The 17,608-nt window shown below is 34.3% G+C and carries 18 protein-coding genes; 17 read left to right on the forward strand and 1 reads right to left on the reverse strand.

Annotated features, from left to right (window positions below; genetic code table 11):
* The 12 genes from VKY47_RS07315 to VKY47_RS07370 all read left to right on the forward strand — a co-directional run.
* The coding region (locus tag VKY47_RS07315) for a DUF4382 domain-containing protein (RefSeq protein WP_324311638.1) at positions 1-706 on the forward strand (706 nt) is incomplete at its 5' end.
* A gap of 147 nt (positions 707-853) precedes the next feature.
* On the forward strand, positions 854-1,858 hold the full coding sequence (locus tag VKY47_RS07320; RefSeq protein ID WP_324311640.1) for an AAA family ATPase: 1,005 nt from the start codon (positions 854-856) through the stop codon (positions 1,856-1,858).
* 75 nt (positions 1,859-1,933) lie between these two features.
* Positions 1,934-2,800 carry a DUF58 domain-containing protein gene (locus VKY47_RS07325; RefSeq protein WP_324311642.1) on the forward strand — a complete coding sequence of 289 codons (867 nt, stop codon included), beginning with the start codon at positions 1,934-1,936 and terminating at the stop codon, positions 2,798-2,800.
* 15 nt (positions 2,801-2,815) lie between these two features.
* On the forward strand, positions 2,816-4,498 hold the full coding sequence (locus tag VKY47_RS07330; protein ID WP_324311643.1) for a hypothetical protein: 1,683 nt from the start codon (positions 2,816-2,818) through the stop codon (positions 4,496-4,498).
* Complete coding sequence (locus VKY47_RS07335; protein ID WP_324311645.1) at positions 4,498-5,502, forward strand: vWA domain-containing protein; 1,005 nt, start codon at positions 4,498-4,500, stop codon at positions 5,500-5,502. Before VKY47_RS07330 ends, VKY47_RS07335 begins: the two co-directional genes overlap by 1 nt.
* Positions 5,503-5,610: 108 nt before the next feature.
* Positions 5,611-6,648 (forward strand): VWA domain-containing protein, encoded by a 1,038-nt coding sequence (locus VKY47_RS07340; RefSeq protein WP_324311646.1) that lies wholly within the window; start codon positions 5,611-5,613, stop codon positions 6,646-6,648.
* Positions 6,649-6,762: 114 nt separating this feature from the next.
* On the forward strand, positions 6,763-7,620 hold the full coding sequence (locus tag VKY47_RS07345; protein ID WP_324311648.1) for a tetratricopeptide repeat protein: 858 nt from the start codon (positions 6,763-6,765) through the stop codon (positions 7,618-7,620).
* An 84-nt stretch (positions 7,621-7,704) separates the two neighbouring features.
* On the forward strand, positions 7,705-9,480 hold the full coding sequence (locus tag VKY47_RS07350) for a BatD family protein (RefSeq protein ID WP_324311650.1): 1,776 nt from the start codon (positions 7,705-7,707) through the stop codon (positions 9,478-9,480).
* A gap of 71 nt (positions 9,481-9,551) precedes the next feature.
* Positions 9,552-10,301 (forward strand): tetratricopeptide repeat protein, encoded by a 750-nt coding sequence (locus VKY47_RS07355; protein ID WP_324311652.1) that lies wholly within the window; start codon positions 9,552-9,554, stop codon positions 10,299-10,301.
* A gap of 64 nt (positions 10,302-10,365) precedes the next feature.
* Positions 10,366-10,677 (forward strand): hypothetical protein, encoded by a 312-nt coding sequence (locus tag VKY47_RS07360; protein ID WP_324311654.1) that lies wholly within the window; start codon positions 10,366-10,368, stop codon positions 10,675-10,677.
* Positions 10,678-10,857: 180 nt separating this feature from the next.
* Entirely contained in the window at positions 10,858-12,174 is a 1,317-nt protein-coding gene (nhaA, locus tag VKY47_RS07365) for a Na+/H+ antiporter NhaA (RefSeq protein WP_324311656.1), read from the forward strand.
* Between the two features lie 194 nt (positions 12,175-12,368).
* Positions 12,369-12,995 (forward strand): carbonic anhydrase, encoded by a 627-nt coding sequence (locus VKY47_RS07370; RefSeq protein WP_324311657.1) that lies wholly within the window; start codon positions 12,369-12,371, stop codon positions 12,993-12,995.
* A 200-nt stretch (positions 12,996-13,195) separates the two neighbouring features.
* Here the strand turns inward: VKY47_RS07370 and VKY47_RS07375 are convergent, their stop codons facing one another.
* On the reverse strand, positions 13,196-13,723 hold the full coding sequence (locus VKY47_RS07375) for a CvpA family protein (RefSeq protein WP_324311659.1): 528 nt from the start codon (positions 13,721-13,723) through the stop codon (positions 13,196-13,198).
* A gap of 198 nt (positions 13,724-13,921) precedes the next feature.
* Here VKY47_RS07375 and VKY47_RS07380 point away from each other — a divergent pair, with 198 nt between their 5' ends.
* The 5 genes from VKY47_RS07380 to VKY47_RS07400 all read left to right on the forward strand — a co-directional run bounded on the left by VKY47_RS07380 (position 13,922) and on the right by VKY47_RS07400 (position 17,604).
* Positions 13,922-14,278, forward strand: a complete 357-nt coding sequence (locus tag VKY47_RS07380; RefSeq protein WP_324311661.1) for a hypothetical protein — start codon at positions 13,922-13,924, stop codon at positions 14,276-14,278.
* Positions 14,279-14,356: 78 nt separating this feature from the next.
* Positions 14,357-14,761, forward strand: coding sequence for a hypothetical protein (locus tag VKY47_RS07385; protein WP_324311662.1), 405 nt, complete (start codon positions 14,357-14,359; stop codon positions 14,759-14,761).
* A gap of 91 nt (positions 14,762-14,852) precedes the next feature.
* Complete coding sequence (gene pheS / locus VKY47_RS07390; protein WP_324311664.1) at positions 14,853-15,872, forward strand: phenylalanine--tRNA ligase subunit alpha; 1,020 nt, start codon at positions 14,853-14,855, stop codon at positions 15,870-15,872.
* 101 nt (positions 15,873-15,973) lie between these two features.
* Positions 15,974-16,483: a GbsR/MarR family transcriptional regulator gene (locus VKY47_RS07395; protein WP_324311666.1), complete on the forward strand. Its 510-nt coding sequence runs from the start codon at positions 15,974-15,976 to the stop codon at positions 16,481-16,483.
* Positions 16,484-16,485: 2 nt separating this feature from the next.
* Positions 16,486-17,604, forward strand: a complete 1,119-nt coding sequence (locus VKY47_RS07400) for an efflux RND transporter periplasmic adaptor subunit (RefSeq protein WP_324311668.1) — start codon at positions 16,486-16,488, stop codon at positions 17,602-17,604.
* The last annotated feature ends 4 nt before the right edge of the window (positions 17,605-17,608 follow it).

The raw sequence follows: 17,608 nt of genomic DNA on the forward strand, positions 1-17,608 counted from the left end.
GATTTCTGTTAAGTTAATGGATAATCCTGGAGACTATGATCATGTTTTTATCGAAGTTATGGATGTTAAAGTGAAAGTTAACGACACGAATGATGATGAGAGTGGTTGGATAAGCTTGGAAGCTATTAATCCTGGTATTTACGACTTATTGGAACTAACTGGAGGAATAAATGTATTGCTTGTTGATGGTTATGAGATTCCATCGGGAACCTTAAACCAGATAAGATTAATTCTTGGAGAAAATAACACAGTTGTTATGGATGGGGTTACTTATCCGTTAAACACGCCGAGTGCACAACAATCTGGATTAAAAATTAAAGTAAATGAAGCTTTGGCTCCTAATATTCATTACACATTTTTGTTGGATTTTGATGTAGATAAATCTATTGTTATAGCGGGTAATTCAGGAAACATAAACTTAAAACCTGTTATTCGAGCTAGCGTTGAAGCAAATACGGGTGCTTTAAGTGGTACTGTTTCGCCATCCGATATGCAATCGGTTGTAACAGTTAGTGATGGTGCTTTAACAGCTTCGGCCTATACCGATGCTAATGGAGACTTTGCAGTTGTTGGTTTGCCTGAAGGAATCTATGATGTTACAGTAACACCAGATCCTACTTCAAGTTATCAAACATTAGTTATCGAGGATGTTGAAATTTCCATGGGTCAAACTTTAAATCTTGGTTTAATTACATTGATTCAGTAAAATTATTATTAAAATATTTGTTAAAGAGCAGCACTAATAGTGCTGCTCTTTAATTTTTAACCAATTATTAACAGCAATCAAGCAAAAATTTTAACAATTTGCATGGCTATTTAAAGGATGTTATATTCGAGCGATAAAAATAATAAAATGATGGAAGATACCAGTACAATTGATATTAAGTCAATTAACGAGAAAATTGAAAAAGAAAGTGCTTTTGTTGATTTGCTTACTTTAGAAATGAATAAAGTAATCATAGGTCAAAAACACATGGTAGAAAGATTACTTATTGGTTTGTTGGGTCAAGGACATATTTTATTGGAAGGTGTTCCTGGATTGGCAAAAACTTTAGCTATTAATACACTGGCACAAGCTGTTGATGCTAGTTTTAGTAGAATTCAGTTTACGCCAGATTTATTGCCAGCCGATGTAACGGGTACCTTAATTTATAACATGAAGGAAAACGACTTCACTATCAAAAAAGGACCCATTTTCGCAAATTTCGTCTTAGCAGATGAGATTAACAGAGCACCTGCAAAAGTACAATCGGCTTTATTGGAGGCCATGCAAGAAAAACAAGTTACTATTGGCGATGAAACCTATATTTTGGACAAGCCCTTTTTAGTAATGGCTACCATGAACCCAGTAGAGCAGGAAGGAACATATCCGTTACCAGAAGCACAAGTGGACCGTTTTATGCTTAAAACAATTATAGAATATCCAAAACTCGAGGATGAGCAATTAATTGTTAGAGCTAATTTAAAAGGCGCTTTCGAAAAAGTGAATCCTGTGGTTTCTGTGGAACAAATTTTAAGAGCCCAAAGTGCCGTTCGTGAAGTGTATATGGACGAAAAAATTGAAAAATATATCTTGGATATTGTGTTTGCTACACGTTTTCCAGAAAAATATAACCTAGCCGATTTAAAACCACTTATCTCTTTTGGAGCTTCGCCACGTGGAAGTATCAACATGGCAACAGCGGCTAAATGCTACGCTTTTATAAAACGTCGTGGCTATGTAATTCCCGAAGATGTTCGAGCAGTAGTTTATGATGTGTTGCGTCATAGAATAGGAATTACCTACGAAGCCGAAGCAGAAAATATAACTTCAGTGGACATTATCAACAAAATTGTAAACCAGATTGAAGTACCTTAATAGTTCAAAGTTTCAAATTCTAAATTCAGAGTTATTCAATTTTGAATTTTAAATATTAAATCTTGAATCTAAATCATGGATACTAAAGAATTACTAAAGAAAGTACGAAAAATCGAGATTAAGACACGGCGCTTGTCTAATCATATTTTTGGGGGCGAATATCATTCTACCTTCAAAGGTCGTGGTATGACTTTTTCTGAAGTAAGAAAGTATCAATACGGAGACGATGTAAGAAATATTGATTGGAACGTAACGGCTCGATATAGTGAGCCACATATTAAGATTTTTGAAGAAGAACGCGAGCTAACCATGATGCTAATGGTAGATGTTTCGGGTTCTGGATTATTTGGGACACAAGACCAATTTAAGAACGAAATTGTTACCGAAATAGCTGCAACCTTAGCGTTTTCGGCCACTCAAAACAACGATAAAATAGGTTTGATTCTGTTTTCGGATGGAATCGAATTATACATTCCCCCTAAAAAAGGACGTTCGCATGTGCTTCGTATTATTCGTGAGTTGATTGAATTTAAACCCAAGAGTAAAAAAACGGATATTGCTGAAGCCTTAAAATTCTTGTCCAACGTGATGAAAAAAAGAGCCATAGTTTTTCTTTTAAGCGATTTTATGGCAGACGATTATAAGCAAACCCTAAAAATTGCATCCGGAAGACACGATGTTACAGGGATTAGAGTGTACGATAAAAGCGAGGAGGCCATTCCAAATTTAGGAATGGTGCAAATGCAAGATGCCGAAACGGGAGAGTTTATTTTGGTAAATACTGGGTCAAAATCAGTAAGACAGGATTATAGCAAATATTATCATGAGAAAGTAGCTTATTTTAAAGATAGTTTCAGTAAATCTGGTGCAGGTTCTTTAGATTGTCGTGTGGATGAAAGTTATGTCAAAAAGTTATTGGGATATTTTAAAAGAAGAAGCTAAAAAGATTCAAAATTCATGATTAACGATTTTAGATTTAAGAAATGTTCTAGTTCGAGCTTTAACCGTAAAGCTTTGAGTCTGTTTCCTATACTCTTTATTCTGTTTTCTACATGGTCTTTTTCACAAGACATTTCAACTTCTATAGATTCAACATCTATTAAAGTTGGCGAACAGATAATTTACAACATTCAAGTGGAGGTAGATTCTTTAGATTTGGTCGTATTTCCAGAGGGCCAAACGTTTATGCCTCTTGAAATGATCGAATCTTTTAAAGTAGATACAACAAAGAAAGATGCGAAATTTCTTCTAATTAAAAAATACGGCTTAACGCAATTCGATTCAGGAAAATATAGCATTCCAAGACAGAAAATACTTATTGGAGATAAGGCATTTTTCACAGATTCCTTAAAAGTTATTGTTAACACCATAGAAGTAGATTCTACAAAACAAGGGTTGTACGATATTAAACCCATTATCGAAGTAGAAAAAAGTGCAGGAGATTGGTGGAAAACCTTACTTCTAATAGCTGCGCTTCTGGTAGTAGTTGGAGCTTTGTTGTATTGGTTTTTATGGCGAAAAAAACCGTTGACAGAAGAGGAGGAAATCGCTTTATTACCACCTTACGAACGTGCTAAATTAGCTTTAAAAAAGTTAGACGAAAGTAATTATTTGGAAAATGCGGAACTCAAGGAATACTATTCAGATTTAACATTGGCCATTCGTAGATATTTGGATGAAAAAGTTTATGATCGCGCGTTAGAAAGTACCACAGACGAACTGATTTCAAGATTAAACCTCTTAAAAGAAGGCAACCAAATAGATTTAAGTAAGGAAACCCTTAAAAATTTGGAAAGTATTTTTAAACGAGCCGATTTGGTGAAATTCGCAAAATCTGCTCCAGATGTCGAGTTGGCAAAATTAGATAGAAATACCATCGATTTAGAGATAGATCATGTTAAAGAAGTACTTCCAGAACCAACAGAAGAAGAAAAACTTCTCGATCAGCAGTATAAAGATAAGCAAGCACGCAAAAGTAAACGTAGAAAAATTTTACTTACAAGTTTAGCTGCAGTTTTAGTGCTAATAGCCGTGTTTGTAGGTTTTGGTGTTAAATATGGTTTTGGATATGTAACAGATACCATTCTTGGAAATGAGAGTAAAGAACTCTTGGAAGGACAATGGGTAAGAAGTGAATATGGTGTGCCACCAATAGATATTTCTACTCCAAAAGTTTTAAAGCGAGACAATCCACCGGTCCCAGATGATGTCAAAGCACAGTTGAAAACTTCAGCATTTACTTATGGTACGTTGCAAGACAATATTCATATCAATGTAAGTACAACAACCTTTGAAAACCAAGGACAAGAGGCTGAAAAAAAAGACATCGATTTACAAAAAGTGGCATCAGAAACCATCAATAATCTGGAGAAGAATGGGATTACAGATATTTTTGTAAAACAGGAAAAATATACCACTCCTAATGGCGCAGAAGGCTTGAAAACTTTTGGGACCTTAAATATTCCACGAGCAAATTCTGACAGTTATTATGAAGGGAATTATGCCTTGCTTCAGTTTGTATCAGATAATAAAGTGGTCTTGCAACAAATCTTACTGATTTGGAAAACAGGCGATACCTATGCGGAAAAAATATCTGAAAAAGTTATTAATTCGATAGAACTTAAAAAAGCAGATCAATAATGTTTGAAGGAATTGAATTTATAAATAAAGAATATTTCTGGTTGTTTTTATTACTTCCACTAGCTGTGCTTTGGTATGTTTTTAAATACAATAAACAAACGGCCGAGCTTAGAATGTCGAGTTTAAAAGGTTTTAAAACAAGCAATTCTGTCTTACCAAAATTAAAACATGTGCTTTTTGTTTTGCGCTTATTGGTCTTGGCTTTAATTATAACAGCTTTAGCTCGACCTCGAACGGTTGATGTAACCACAAAAACAAAAACCACACGAGGCATCGACATTGTTATAGCCATTGACGTTTCGGCAAGTATGTTGGCAAAGGATTTTAAACCCAATAGACTAGAAGCTTTAAAAGTAGTAGCGGCACAGTTTATAAAAGAAAGAACAAACGATAGAATTGGCTTGGTGGAATACGCAGGAGAGAGCTATACCAAAACACCAATCACAAGTGACAAGGCTCTTGTACTTCGCGCTTTGGACGACATTAAATACAGTACCATTATTGAAGGTGGTACAGCAATTGGAATGGGTTTGGCAACCTCCGTAAACCGTTTAAAAGACAGTCAGGCAAAAAGTAAAATTATTATCCTGCTTACAGATGGGGTTAATAATTCCGGCTTTATAGAGCCTAGAACAGCAAGTGAATTGGCAGTAGAATTTGGAATAAAAACCTACACTATTGGAATAGGTACCAATGGCATGGCTTTAACCCCTATGGCTATTTTGCCAAATGGCGAGTTTCAATATGGAAGAGCACAAGTGGAAATAGATGAAGTATTATTGCAGGAAATTGCTGATGTTACTGGAGGAAAGTATTTTAGAGCCACCGATAATAAAAAACTGGCAGAAATTTACGAGGAAATCAATAAGCTTGAAAAAACAGATATCGAAGAGTTTAAATATTACAACTATCAAGAAAAATTTAGACCTCTTGTTATGTTAGCAGGTATTTTATTGCTTTTTGAATTGTTGTTGAGGTTTACCATTTTCAGAAGTTTTATATAATATCTGGTGTTATTTCCATGCACAAGGAAATCTTAAGAACAATAAATTTATAAAAAAATGGCGTTCATTCGTGGTTAAGTAAACTCACGACAAACAAATAAACAATTAATGTTTCAATTAGAAGAAAAAATATGGTTTTGGGTATTAGCGGTTATTCCTGTAATAATCCTATTCTTTTTGGTGCTTCAACTTTGGAAACGCCATGCACAAAAGAAATTTGCCGATAAACAGCAATTAAAAAGATTGAGTCCCAACCAATCGCTTTTTAAAAGTATTTTAAAACTAACGGTTATTTGTTTGGCTATAGCTTCATTAACCATGGCTTTAGTAAATCCGAAAATTGGAACAAAATTAGAGACCGTTAAGCGAGAAGGGGTAGATGTGGTTTTTGCAATCGATGTTTCCAAAAGTATGTTGGCAGAAGATATTGCCCCAAACAGATTGGAAAAAACCAAACAATTGGTCACCCAAATCATTAATAACCTAGCAAGTGATCGTGTTGGAATTATTGCCTATGCTGGAAAAGCATTTCCGCAATTACCGATTACTACAGATTATGCGGCTGCAAAAATGTTCTTGCAGAACATGAATACCGATATGATTTCCTCGCAAGGAACTGCCATAAATGAAGCCATAGAATTATCGAAAACCTATTTTGACGATGACCAGGAAACCAATCGGGTTTTAATTATTATTTCCGATGGGGAAGATCATGGAGAAGGGACCATAAAAACAGCTAGAGAAGCCCATGAAGAAGGTATTAGAATTTTCACTATTGGAGTGGGACAAACAAATGGAGGTCCTATTCCTATCAAGAGAAATGGGGTTGTTTTGAACTATAAAAAGGATTCTAAAGGCGAAACGGTTATTACCCGCTTAGATGAGGATACCTTAAAAGCTATTGCTAATGAAGCTGATGGCTTATATATTAACGGACAAAACACGAATGAAGTTGTAGAAAGTATTCGAGATATTTTAAACAAAATGGATAAAACGGAATTTGAAGCCAAGCAATACGCCGATTTTAAAGATCAGTTTCAATGGTTTTTGGCACTTGCCTTAGCCCTTTTGTTTTTGGATATCTTTTTATTGGATAGAAAAACATCGTGGTTAAAGAAGCTAAATTTGTTCAACGAGAACTTATAACCGTTTAATTTTAGTAGTTCTACTAGAACTAAGAAATTTTATAAAACCTTTAACTATCAAGCATGTATCTGTTTTATATATTAGGGGTCGCTAAAGAAAAAGATTAGAATTTAAATGAAACATGTATTTGTTTATATATTGACCATCATGTCTATTTCCAGCTTTGCTCAAGATAAGGACAAAGAAAAGGAAGCAGTATTGGCTTTAAAAAAAGCGAATAATTATGTGTTTGAAGGCAATGAAAAAGCTGTTAACGACGACTTTGTTTCAGCAGAAATGGCATACAGGAAAGCACTTTCAGAGCAGGCGTCATCTGTGGCCGGAGCCTACAATCTAGGTACTTCATATTATAAAAACGAGAACTATACCGAAGCTTTATTCCGTTTGCAACAAGCTGTTAAAAGCGCCACTTCAAAAGAAGAAAAACATAAAGCCTTTCATAATATTGGAAATATATTAATGAAAGAAAAAAGATGCAAAGAAGCTGTTGAAGCTTATAAAAATGCCTTAAGAAACAATCCGTCCGACGATGAGACGCGTTATAATTTTGGTCTGGCAAAAGAATGTGCCGAGCAACAACAAGACGATCCAGAAGACGATAAAAAGGACGACGAGAACAGAGATAAGGATCCAGACCAGAATAAAGAACAAAACCAAGACGAGAACCAAGAAAACGAAGATCAGAAAGATCAGGAAGAAGGAGATAATAAGGACGAAAATAAAGATAAAGGCAATCAAGATAAAAAAGAAGGCGACGACCAAAAGGAAAACGACGGCAAGCCCAAAGAAGATAATAAAGATCAAGGCAATCAGGACAAAGAGCAGCAACAACAGCCAAAGCCTGGACAACTATCGCCACAACAGGTTAAAAACTTGTTAGAAGCCATGAATAAACAAGAACAAAAAGTTCAAGAGAAAATGAATGCCGAAAAACAAAAAGGCGAGAAAATTGAAACTGATAAAGATTGGTAGATAATCTAAAAACAAATCATATAGAAAAGAAAAAAATCCTCCTTTTTAGAAATTTGCTTCAACATCAAAAAAGGGTTTATTAATATGAAACTTATAAAATACATATCGTTATTTCTAATAATATTAAGTACTAGCTTAGCTAGTGCTCAAGTTACTTTTGAGGCCAAATTAAGCAAGAATAAGTTAGGAATAAACGAAAGATTGCGCATTGATTTCGAGATGAATAAAGATGGAGATAATTTTTCTCCGCCAGATTTTGTTGGCTTTAATGTTGTTGGTGGTCCTAATCAAGCCGTAAGCACGTCTTGGATGAATGGGCAAAGATCGTATAAAAAAACATATAGTTATTTTCTTTCACCAAAGCAAAGAGGGTCTTTTACCATAAAACAGGCAACCATAGAAATAGATGGTGATATTTATAAAACTACACCACAAACAGTGGTGATTACTGGGGCAGTAGATAGACCTAACGACGAAAACAATCCGGACGAAATTGCTGCCAACAACATCCATTTGGTGGCAGAGGTGTCTAAAAGCAATCCGTATCTAAACGAAGCGATAACTGTCGTTTACAAATTGTATGTCGCACCAAATACAGGAGTTAGAAATTGGAGGGAAATTGATAACCCAAGATTCAACGATTTTTGGAGTCAGAATATAGATATTAAAGGTTTAAAAGTTGAAAACGGAACGTATAAAGGCGAGGATTATAGATATGTGGTTTTAAGAAAAACGGTACTTTATCCACAAAAAACGGGTAAGCTGGAAATAGAACCTTTAAGTCTGGATATTACAGTAGAAGTGCCAACAAACAGACGAGATATTTTTGGTGCTAGATTAATGGCACAGGCTAGTAAAACGGTTTCGGCAGGAAGTAGAACCATAGATGTAAAACCGTTACCTACAGAAGGGAAACCAGCCGACTTTACTGGAGCGGTTGGCGAATATGAATTCAACGTCATTACTTCGAAATCGGAGTTAAATGCGTCAGAATCTTTACAAGCTCGCGTGGAAGTAAAAGGAAAAGGAAATTTGAGATTGTTCCAACTTCCTAAGCTTACTTTACCTAGCTCTTTAGAGGTTTACGAACCAGAACATGGCGAAAATGTCGTTACCAATTTAGGAGGCATGCAAGGAAGTATTTCAGACAGTTATACCATTGTGCCTCAATATAAAGGCAAGTACCCAATTCCAAGCATTTCATTCTCCTATTTCGATTTAAAAACAGAATCGTACAAACAGATTTCTTCAGGTGAAATAGTTATCAATGTACTTGAAGGGCCAACAAATACGACGGCTTCAGATAATAATATAGCCAATGTTAATCATGGAAAACAACCTGTTGTAGTTAGCGATCAACAATTTGCTTTTATTAAAACAGATGCCAATTTACAAGCTGTAAATACAAGTTCTTTCTTTAATACTACTGGATTCTGGACCAGCTTATTGTTGCCACTTTTAGCCATTCCGTTAGCCATTATAGTTAGAAAGAAAAAACAAGTTCGAGACGCCGATGTGTTTGGAAATAGAATTAGAAAAGCCGATAAATTGGCAAGACGCTATTTGAGTGAAGCTAAAAAGGCCTTAGGTAATAAGGAGGCTTTCTATATTGCCCTTGAAAAAGCACTACACAACTATTTAAAGGCCAAATTGCATATCGAAACCAGCGAAATGAGTAAAGATAACATTGAAAGCTTATTGATAGAAAGACAGGTAGATAAGGAAGTTGTTTTGGAGTTTACAGAAATTTTGGAAAACTGCGAATTAGCGCGTTATTCTCCAATTACCAATGTGAAAATGCAGCAAGATTACGATCAGGCAGCAAAAACAATTTCGGAAATAGACAAACAAAGCAAATAAATAAGGAGATTAGAAAGACGGCTATTTTTTTTGAACAACAAAAAGGTTCTATTAGTATTTATAATAAAGCAATGAAACAGATAATTTACAGCATATTTTTTATATTTTCCAGTGTGTGCTTTGCTCAAAACACGTCTTTGTTTGAACAAGGAAATGCACTTTATAATGATGGAGAATACGAACAAGCCATCTTAAAATATAAAACTATTTTGGAAAATGGTGAACACTCGGCAGCCTTGTACTTTAACTTAGCAAATGCCCACTATAAATTAAGCCACATTGCACCAAGTATTTATTATTACGAAAAAGCGTTACAATTAGACCCAAACGATAAGGAAATTAAAAACAATGCAGCTTTTGCTAAAAACATGACCATAGATGCCATTGGTTCTGTGCCTGAAGTTGGACTTTCCAAGATTACAAAAAATCTAACCAATACCTTTAGTTTTGATACTTGGGCAAAAATATCCATTGCGTCTATTTTGCTGTTTGTTTTGGTGTTTTTAAGTTATTATTTTGCTTATTCTACAGTTAAAAAACGTTTGTCGTTTGTGGCTAGCATGACTTTTTTGATTATAACTTGTGCAACTTTGTCTTTGGCTTTTCATAAATATAATCTAGATAAATTGGATAGGCCAGCTATCGTTTTTGTTCAAGAAAGCCAGGTTAAGAATGAACCTAATTTACGTAGTTCAGAAGCCTTTGTTTTGCACGAAGGTACGAAGGTCCAAATCTTGGATACGGTTAACAATTGGAAGAAAATCAAGCTTTCCGATGGTAAAACTGGATGGATTAGTAAAGAAGATATTAAAGCACTTTAATTTTTATTTAACAGATAAAAAATTTTCAAAATTGTATCTTTGACGTTCATTTTTAAAATATTGAATGAAGAAAGTTAGCATTTCCATTTATTTCACCATAATCTTCACCCTTCTAATGGCAGCACCTTTAGTGATAGCCGTCTTAGATAAATCGTTCGATACCTCGGTGTTTTATAATGTGAATGAAGGGGAGAGCAACAAGAGTTGCGAGCTAACTCAAATAAAAATTATTCCTTTTTACGTTACTTCTAATTCTACAACAAATATTTTAAAACTTCAAAAAACAAAATATCATTTTTATTGTTTAGATACTTACATGGCGCACGCTTTGGAAACAGCCTTGCAGCCACCAGAATTTACTATGCGATATTCATAATTTTAAATAGCCAGTTTTATCCTGGTAGCAAGCATATAAAACAACATAGTATATGTTAAAATAGAGTGATTATTCTTTTTAAAAAAGTGAAATAATTACTTGTTTTTTATTTAAAATTTTCAAAAAGTCAATATTTAAAATAATAGGTGCATACCTAGTACAACATAAGACCACACATACATGACAAAAGAAGCCATCTTAACCCCCTTACAAAAATATATTAAGATTGAAAGCTTAAGTGGATTTTTGCTTTTAGGAGCAACACTTTTAGCCCTAATTTGGGCAAATTCGCCCTGGAGCCATATGTATCAGGAATTATGGAATTATGAACTTGGCTTTACCAGCGAAACCTTTGAAATAAACAAACCTTTAATACTTTGGATTAACGATGGATTAATGGCTATTTTCTTCTTTTTAATTGGATTGGAAATTAAAAGAGAATTTGTAATTGGAGAACTTAACTCTACCAAAAAGTTGGCTTTTCCACTAGTAGGTGCTATTGGTGGAATGGTGTTTCCTGTGACCTTATATTTAATTTTTAACCAAAATCCAGATACGTCTCACGGTTGGGGTGTGCCAATGGCTACAGATATTGCTTTTGCCCTAGCTGTATTAAATGTGCTTGGGAATCGGGTGCCATTAAGTTTGAAATTATTTTTAATGGCGTTTGCTATTGTCGACGATATTGGGGCTGTAATGGTAATTGCTATTTTTTATAGTGGCAATATTGAAGTAACCTTACTGCTTATTGCCTTAGGAATGTTAGCTGTATTATACCTTTTGGCTTATAAGGACCTTTATTTAAAATACACCTTCTTTATTTTCGGAATTGTAATTTGGGTTTTATTCCTAAAATCTGGAATTCATCCAACTTTAGCAGGGATTTTACTAGCGTTTTCAGTTCCCATCCATCAAAAAATTTCCACGAAATCATTCATAGGAAACTTGGAAACAATTACAGATAACTTAAAAGCTGCTTCTGTGTTACAGACACCTATTCTTTCGAAAGAACAGATCGATGAAATAGATAATCTTCAGGATTGGACCAGTAAATATCAATCGCCGTTACAGCAATTGGAACATAAATTACACGATTGGGTAGCCTTTATAATCATTCCTGTTTTTGCGCTGGCAAATGCTGGAGTTGCCTTCGATAGTCAGTATGCTTTAAGCTGGGATTTGATCATAACCTTGATGTTAAGTTTAATTTTAGGGAATAGTATTGGAGTGACTACCATTGTACTTACAGCTAAAAAACTGAAAATAATTAGCATTCCATCCGATATAAATAAAACACATATTGTGGGAGTCTCCTTTCTAGCGGGAATCGGGTTTACCATGGCTATTTTTATAGCAAGTTTGGCTTTTAGAACAACACCTGAATATATAGATTCTGCTAAAATAGGAATTTTATTGGGCTCTTTAGTTTCCGCAATTATTGGATATTTTATTTTACGTTATAATTCCAACCGTCCAAATACGGTCACACGAATGTAATTTTGAAAGTAAATCTATTTTATTTCGATTCTTGAAATTTATGAATTTTCAATAAGTAAGCGTTTGATTCTAAGGGGATTTTGATTGTGTTTTAAGCTTAATGAAATTAATTTCGGTTTTTATGAGCATTTTTCGTTAATTTTAAACTCTTTTTTGAAGAGACTCAGCGTCATATTAAACATAAAATTCGAACAATGAAATTAGACCAAGTTTTTAAAAACAATGACCAATGGGTTAAGGATAAACTAGCTCTTAATCCTAATTATTTCACGGAATTGGGAAATGGGCAAAATCCGGAATTGCTTTTTATTGGATGTTCTGATAGTCGTGTTACTGCTGAAGAATTAATGGGTTTAGGCCCAGGCGATGTCTTTGTGCATAGAAATATTGCCAATATGGTTATTAGTATCGACCTAAACGTAATGTCGGTTGTTAATTATGCGGTAAATCAACTTGGAGTAAAACACGTAATTGTTTGTGGACATTATGGGTGTGGAGGTGTAAAAGCAGCCATGGAAGCAGCCGATTTAGGGATTCTAAATCCTTGGTTACGTAACATTAGAGATGTGTACAGAATGCATAGGGATGTGCTTAATAAAATTGCCTGTGAAGAAGCACGTTACAATAAATTGATAGAGTTAAATGTACAGGAACAATGCGTCAATTTAATTAAAACGGCAGCAGTACAGAAAGCTATTAAAAATGAAGGTTTACAAGTACATGGTTGGGTGTTCGATGTGCATTCAGGAAAACTGATTGACCTTGAAATAGATTTCGATAAATACTTGGAGGATATTCGAGAGATTTATCGTTTAGAATAACAAAAAGACCACTTTAAAAGTGGTTTTTTTTGTACCTGTTTTTATTTATTGAAGCCATACTTGAAATGAAGAGAGGTTGTAGAATAACTGGTTCTTCGGTAATTCGAAAATGAATTTCAGGGTTTTCGAGAAATTGTTTGCTACCTATAAAAACAAACTTTAGCAAAATACCACAACAGCCAACAGCTATAATCAGATGGTTATTTAATTTCCGGACTCTCGTTCTCTTCAAGAAATTCAAATTCTTCAGATTTAATTACAAGCGGAAAAATTAGTGGTGCCAAAGATTTCACTGGTTTATAAAGTACGGTGTTTTCAGTGTGTTCTTCATCAAGAAAAGTAATAGTTGTGTTTAACTTATCGAAGATATTGAGTAGGACACTTAAAATAAGGGCCATTTTTAAAACTCCAAAAAGAGCTCCTAAAAGCTTGTTTACAATTCCCAAAGCAGCAAAATCGGCAAGTTTTGTCATGGCTTTTCCCGCCAAGGCAATCACTAACACTATTACTATAAAGGTTATAGCAAACGCTGAAACATTAATGGTTTTTTCATCCCAATCTACTTTGTCTGTAAGCATTTCGGCAACATAAAAACTAAAATGAATGGCGCCATAAATTCCGGCAATTAAAGCGACTAAAGAAGCGACTTCAACAAAAAAACCTTTTAAAAACCCTCGAATCAATCCAAGTAATAAAAAGCCCAATAAAAAAATATCAATAACACCCATAGTAGCAATTTAGATCATGTTTCCTCCTCAATCTACCAAGGAAACAACCAAAACTAGTTATTTCAACTCATTTTGTGGAACGAAAATAAATAAATTTAGCGTTTTACGAAATTCTTTATTTCTGTAAATATAACTTAACTTTGCGAGAATTATTTTTTAAGTTAAACTAAAAAACTTCTGTTTTTACAGGAAATATACATGGCTAGAGACGAACAATTAAAAGAACGCTGGGAACTAGTTGTCCTTAAACTATCCAAACAATTTGCAGATGGCGATCCCTTGGATTTAGACGCAATTATTTATTTAATTGGCGTTCAAGAATTGGGGCAATTTGATAGAAAGTTTAAAAAAGACCATAAATTAGATCTCATGCATATTGCTATTTGTAGGCTATTAGAGCCTTATGGATATTATGAATTTGATTATTTTGATGAGGAAGGTTGGCCACATTATATTACTAAAGAACAATTGCCAACTTTAAAAGCAGGCGAGCAAAGTGTACTGATGAAGGAGGCCATTGTTAGTTACTTTTTAGAATCGAAATATATAGAATAACATTTTTTTTAAACTATTGATTATTTACAAATAGTATTAAATTAGCAACTTAATTTTAAAAAAATAAATAATCAGTTCATGAAAAAAATAATTTTATTAATCAGTGTTATCACATTTGCTTTCACATCTTGCGGTAGTGATGATGATTCAACAGCTCAGGACCAATTTATAGGCAATTGGAAATATTATAAAACTTTTATTAATGACATAGAAGTTGATTTAGACGTATGCGAAGCTGAAACTACGCTTACCGTGAGTGATAATGGAACTTTTACTGCTAAAAATTATGAAGACGATTTTAATGGAGGTTGTGTTTTAGAGGGTGCCTCTTCCGGAACGTGGAAAAATCTGGGTAATGGAATGTATTCAACAACATCTGATGGTGACACATATACCCTAAAAGTTAAATTTGAGAACAATAAAATGTACGTGGAAGAGGTTGACGAAGGAGTTGTTTACACAGAAGTTTTTATTAGACAATAGTAAGTCATAATATTTTAATAGAAAAACTCCTTGACTCAAGGAGTTTTTTGTGTTTAAAATACTTAAATTTGCAGTCATTTTCAACCATATCATGATAGATAAGATAAAAGAACTTATTGTCGAAGCCGAAAACTTCCAAGCGCAATCCAAAGAGGAAGTTGAAGCCTTTAGAATAAAATATTTAGGTAAAAAAGGTCTTTTAAACGACTTTTTTGCAGAGTTTAAAAACGTGGCAAACGACCAAAAGAAAGAATTTGGTCAGTTTATAAATGCCCTTAAAAAAACTGCAGAGGATAAGGTTCATGCTTTAAAAGAAGAGCTGGAAAGTAAAGAAGAGGTTAAAGGGGTTTATGGCGATTTATCTCGTCCTGGCGAACCTATAGAAATTGGTGCACGCCATCCCATATCAATCGTTAAAAACCAAATTATCGATATTTTTTGTCGCATTGGTTTTAATGTTAGTGATGGTCCAGAAATTGAAGACGACTGGCATAATTTTACGGCTTTAAATTTGCCCGAATACCATCCAGCAAGAGACATGCAGGATACGTTTTTTATTCAAACCAATCCAGATATTTTATTACGTACCCATACCAGTTCTGTGCAAGTGCGTTATATGGAAAACAATAAACCGCCTATTAGGACCATTTCTCCCGGAAGAGTTTATAGAAACGAAGCTATTTCGTCGCGTTCTCACTGCTTTTTCCATCAAGTGGAAGGCTTATATATTGATAAAAACGTGAGTTTTGCCGACTTAAAACAAACGCTACAATACTTCACAACAGAAATGTTTGGGAAATCTAAAATTAGACTTCGTCCTTCTTATTTCCCTTTTACGGAACCAAGTGCTGAGGTAGATGTATATTGGGGTCTTGAAACAGAATCCGATTACCGAATTACCAAAGGAACAGGTTGGTTGGAAATTGGAGGTTGTGGCATGGTGGATCCAAATGTACTTGAAAACTGCCATATCGACCCAAATGAATATTCCGGATTTGCCTTTGGAGTTGGTATCGATAGAATAGCCATGCTATTACATCAAATTAGCGATATTAGACTTTTAAGTGAAAACGATGTCCGCTTTCTAGAACAGTTTAGATCAGCTCTTTAATTCTAGCTTTTTTGCATACTTAAAGTATTTAACATTTTTTTAACTTCGTTTGGTTCGGTTACTACCGAACTAGCTGTATCTTTGCAGCAAAATCCGTAATTATGGAGACGAAATTATTAAAGGAAAAATATAAATTAGTTGAAAAACTGGGGGTTCATTTGGAAGGTAAAGACCATTTAGCACCTGTGGCTGCCCGTATTTTAGCTTATATTATTCTTACAGGAAAAGAAGGGAGCACCTTCGAAGATTTGGTGTCTAACTTAAGTGCTAGTAAGAGCACCATTTCAACACATTTAACGCATTTACAAAGTTTAGATCGAATAAGTTACTTCACTAAAACCGGAGATAGAAAAAAGTATTTCATTATCAATTCTGCTAATTTTTTACAAAATATAGAGAATATGATAACCCAATGGGAATCAGAAAAGAGGCTTCATCAAGAAATATCAGCCTATAAGTTACAAGTAAACCAATTAGAATCTACAACGAACGAATTTGAATTCGACTTAACATTTCACGATAAATACATAAAATTTTTAAAATTAGCTATTGAATCTATTTCAGATTTAAAAACCAGAATAGTTGCCAACACCTTTAAAACGCAATCCTAAACATGAAAAAACACGCATTAAACATCCTCATTCCGTGCGCATTAGTATTAGTACTAAGTAGCTGTGGTAAAAAGCCAGCAGAACAAAAACCAGCATATGTTATGCCATATCCGGTTGTAAAAGTTGAGAAACAAGATGTTATTACACACGAAAATTTTCCTGCAACCATAGAAGGAAAAGTAAATAGTCAAGTACGCCCAAAGATTGCAGGTTATATTAAAGAAGTACTAGTAGAGGAGGGTCAGAGTGTCAAACAAGGACAGCTTCTTTTTAGGTTAGAAACACAATCTTTAAGTCAAGATGCCAACGCTGCAAAAGCAAATGTGAATGCAGCGCAAGTAGAGGTGAATAAATTAAAACCTTTGGTTGATAAAAATATAATTAGTCCAGTGCAATTGGAAACAGCAAAAGCCCAACTGCTACAAGCACAAAGTGCCTACAATAGTATTAGTGCCAACATAGACTATGCGAACGTAAAAAGTCCGGTAGATGGCGTTGTGGGTTCCATAAATTACAGAATGGGTGCCTTAGTGAGCGCTCAAGATCCATTGCCTTTAACCAACGTGTCATCCATTAAAGAGGTTTTTGCTTATTTTTCCATGAACGAAAAAGAATTTATTTCGTTTATGGCCGAAGCAAAAGGGGAAACTGCTAAAGAGAAGTTGGAGAAATTCCCAGAAGTTAAATTGCGTCTTGCAAATGGACAGTTATTTGATAAATCTGGGAAAATAGAAACTATTACTGGAGATATCAATACCCAAACTGGAACCATAACCTTTAGAGCCAGATTCGATAACGAGATGGGGTTACTTAGAAACGGAAGTAGTGGTACTATTTTAATTCCTAAAAGTTTTGAGAATGTGATAGTAATTCCAGCCGAATCGACTTTTGAAAGACAAGGTAAAAGTTTTGTTTATACCGTTGTTAACGATTCGTTAGTGGATAAACCTATTACTATTTTAAAAAATGCCAATCGCATGTATATCGTTGGCGACGGAATTGAAGTAGGAGAAACTATTTTAGCTAAAGGACTTAATAAAGTAAGTCCCGGTACTAAAATTAAACCCATGCTAAAACCATTAGATAGTATTATTAACTCTTTCGAGACTGTCTTTAAATAAAACC

The sequence above is a fragment of the Xanthomarina sp. genome (genome assembly GCF_035306705.1).
In the GTDB taxonomy this organism is placed as follows: Bacteria; Bacteroidota; Bacteroidia; order Flavobacteriales; family Flavobacteriaceae; genus Xanthomarina.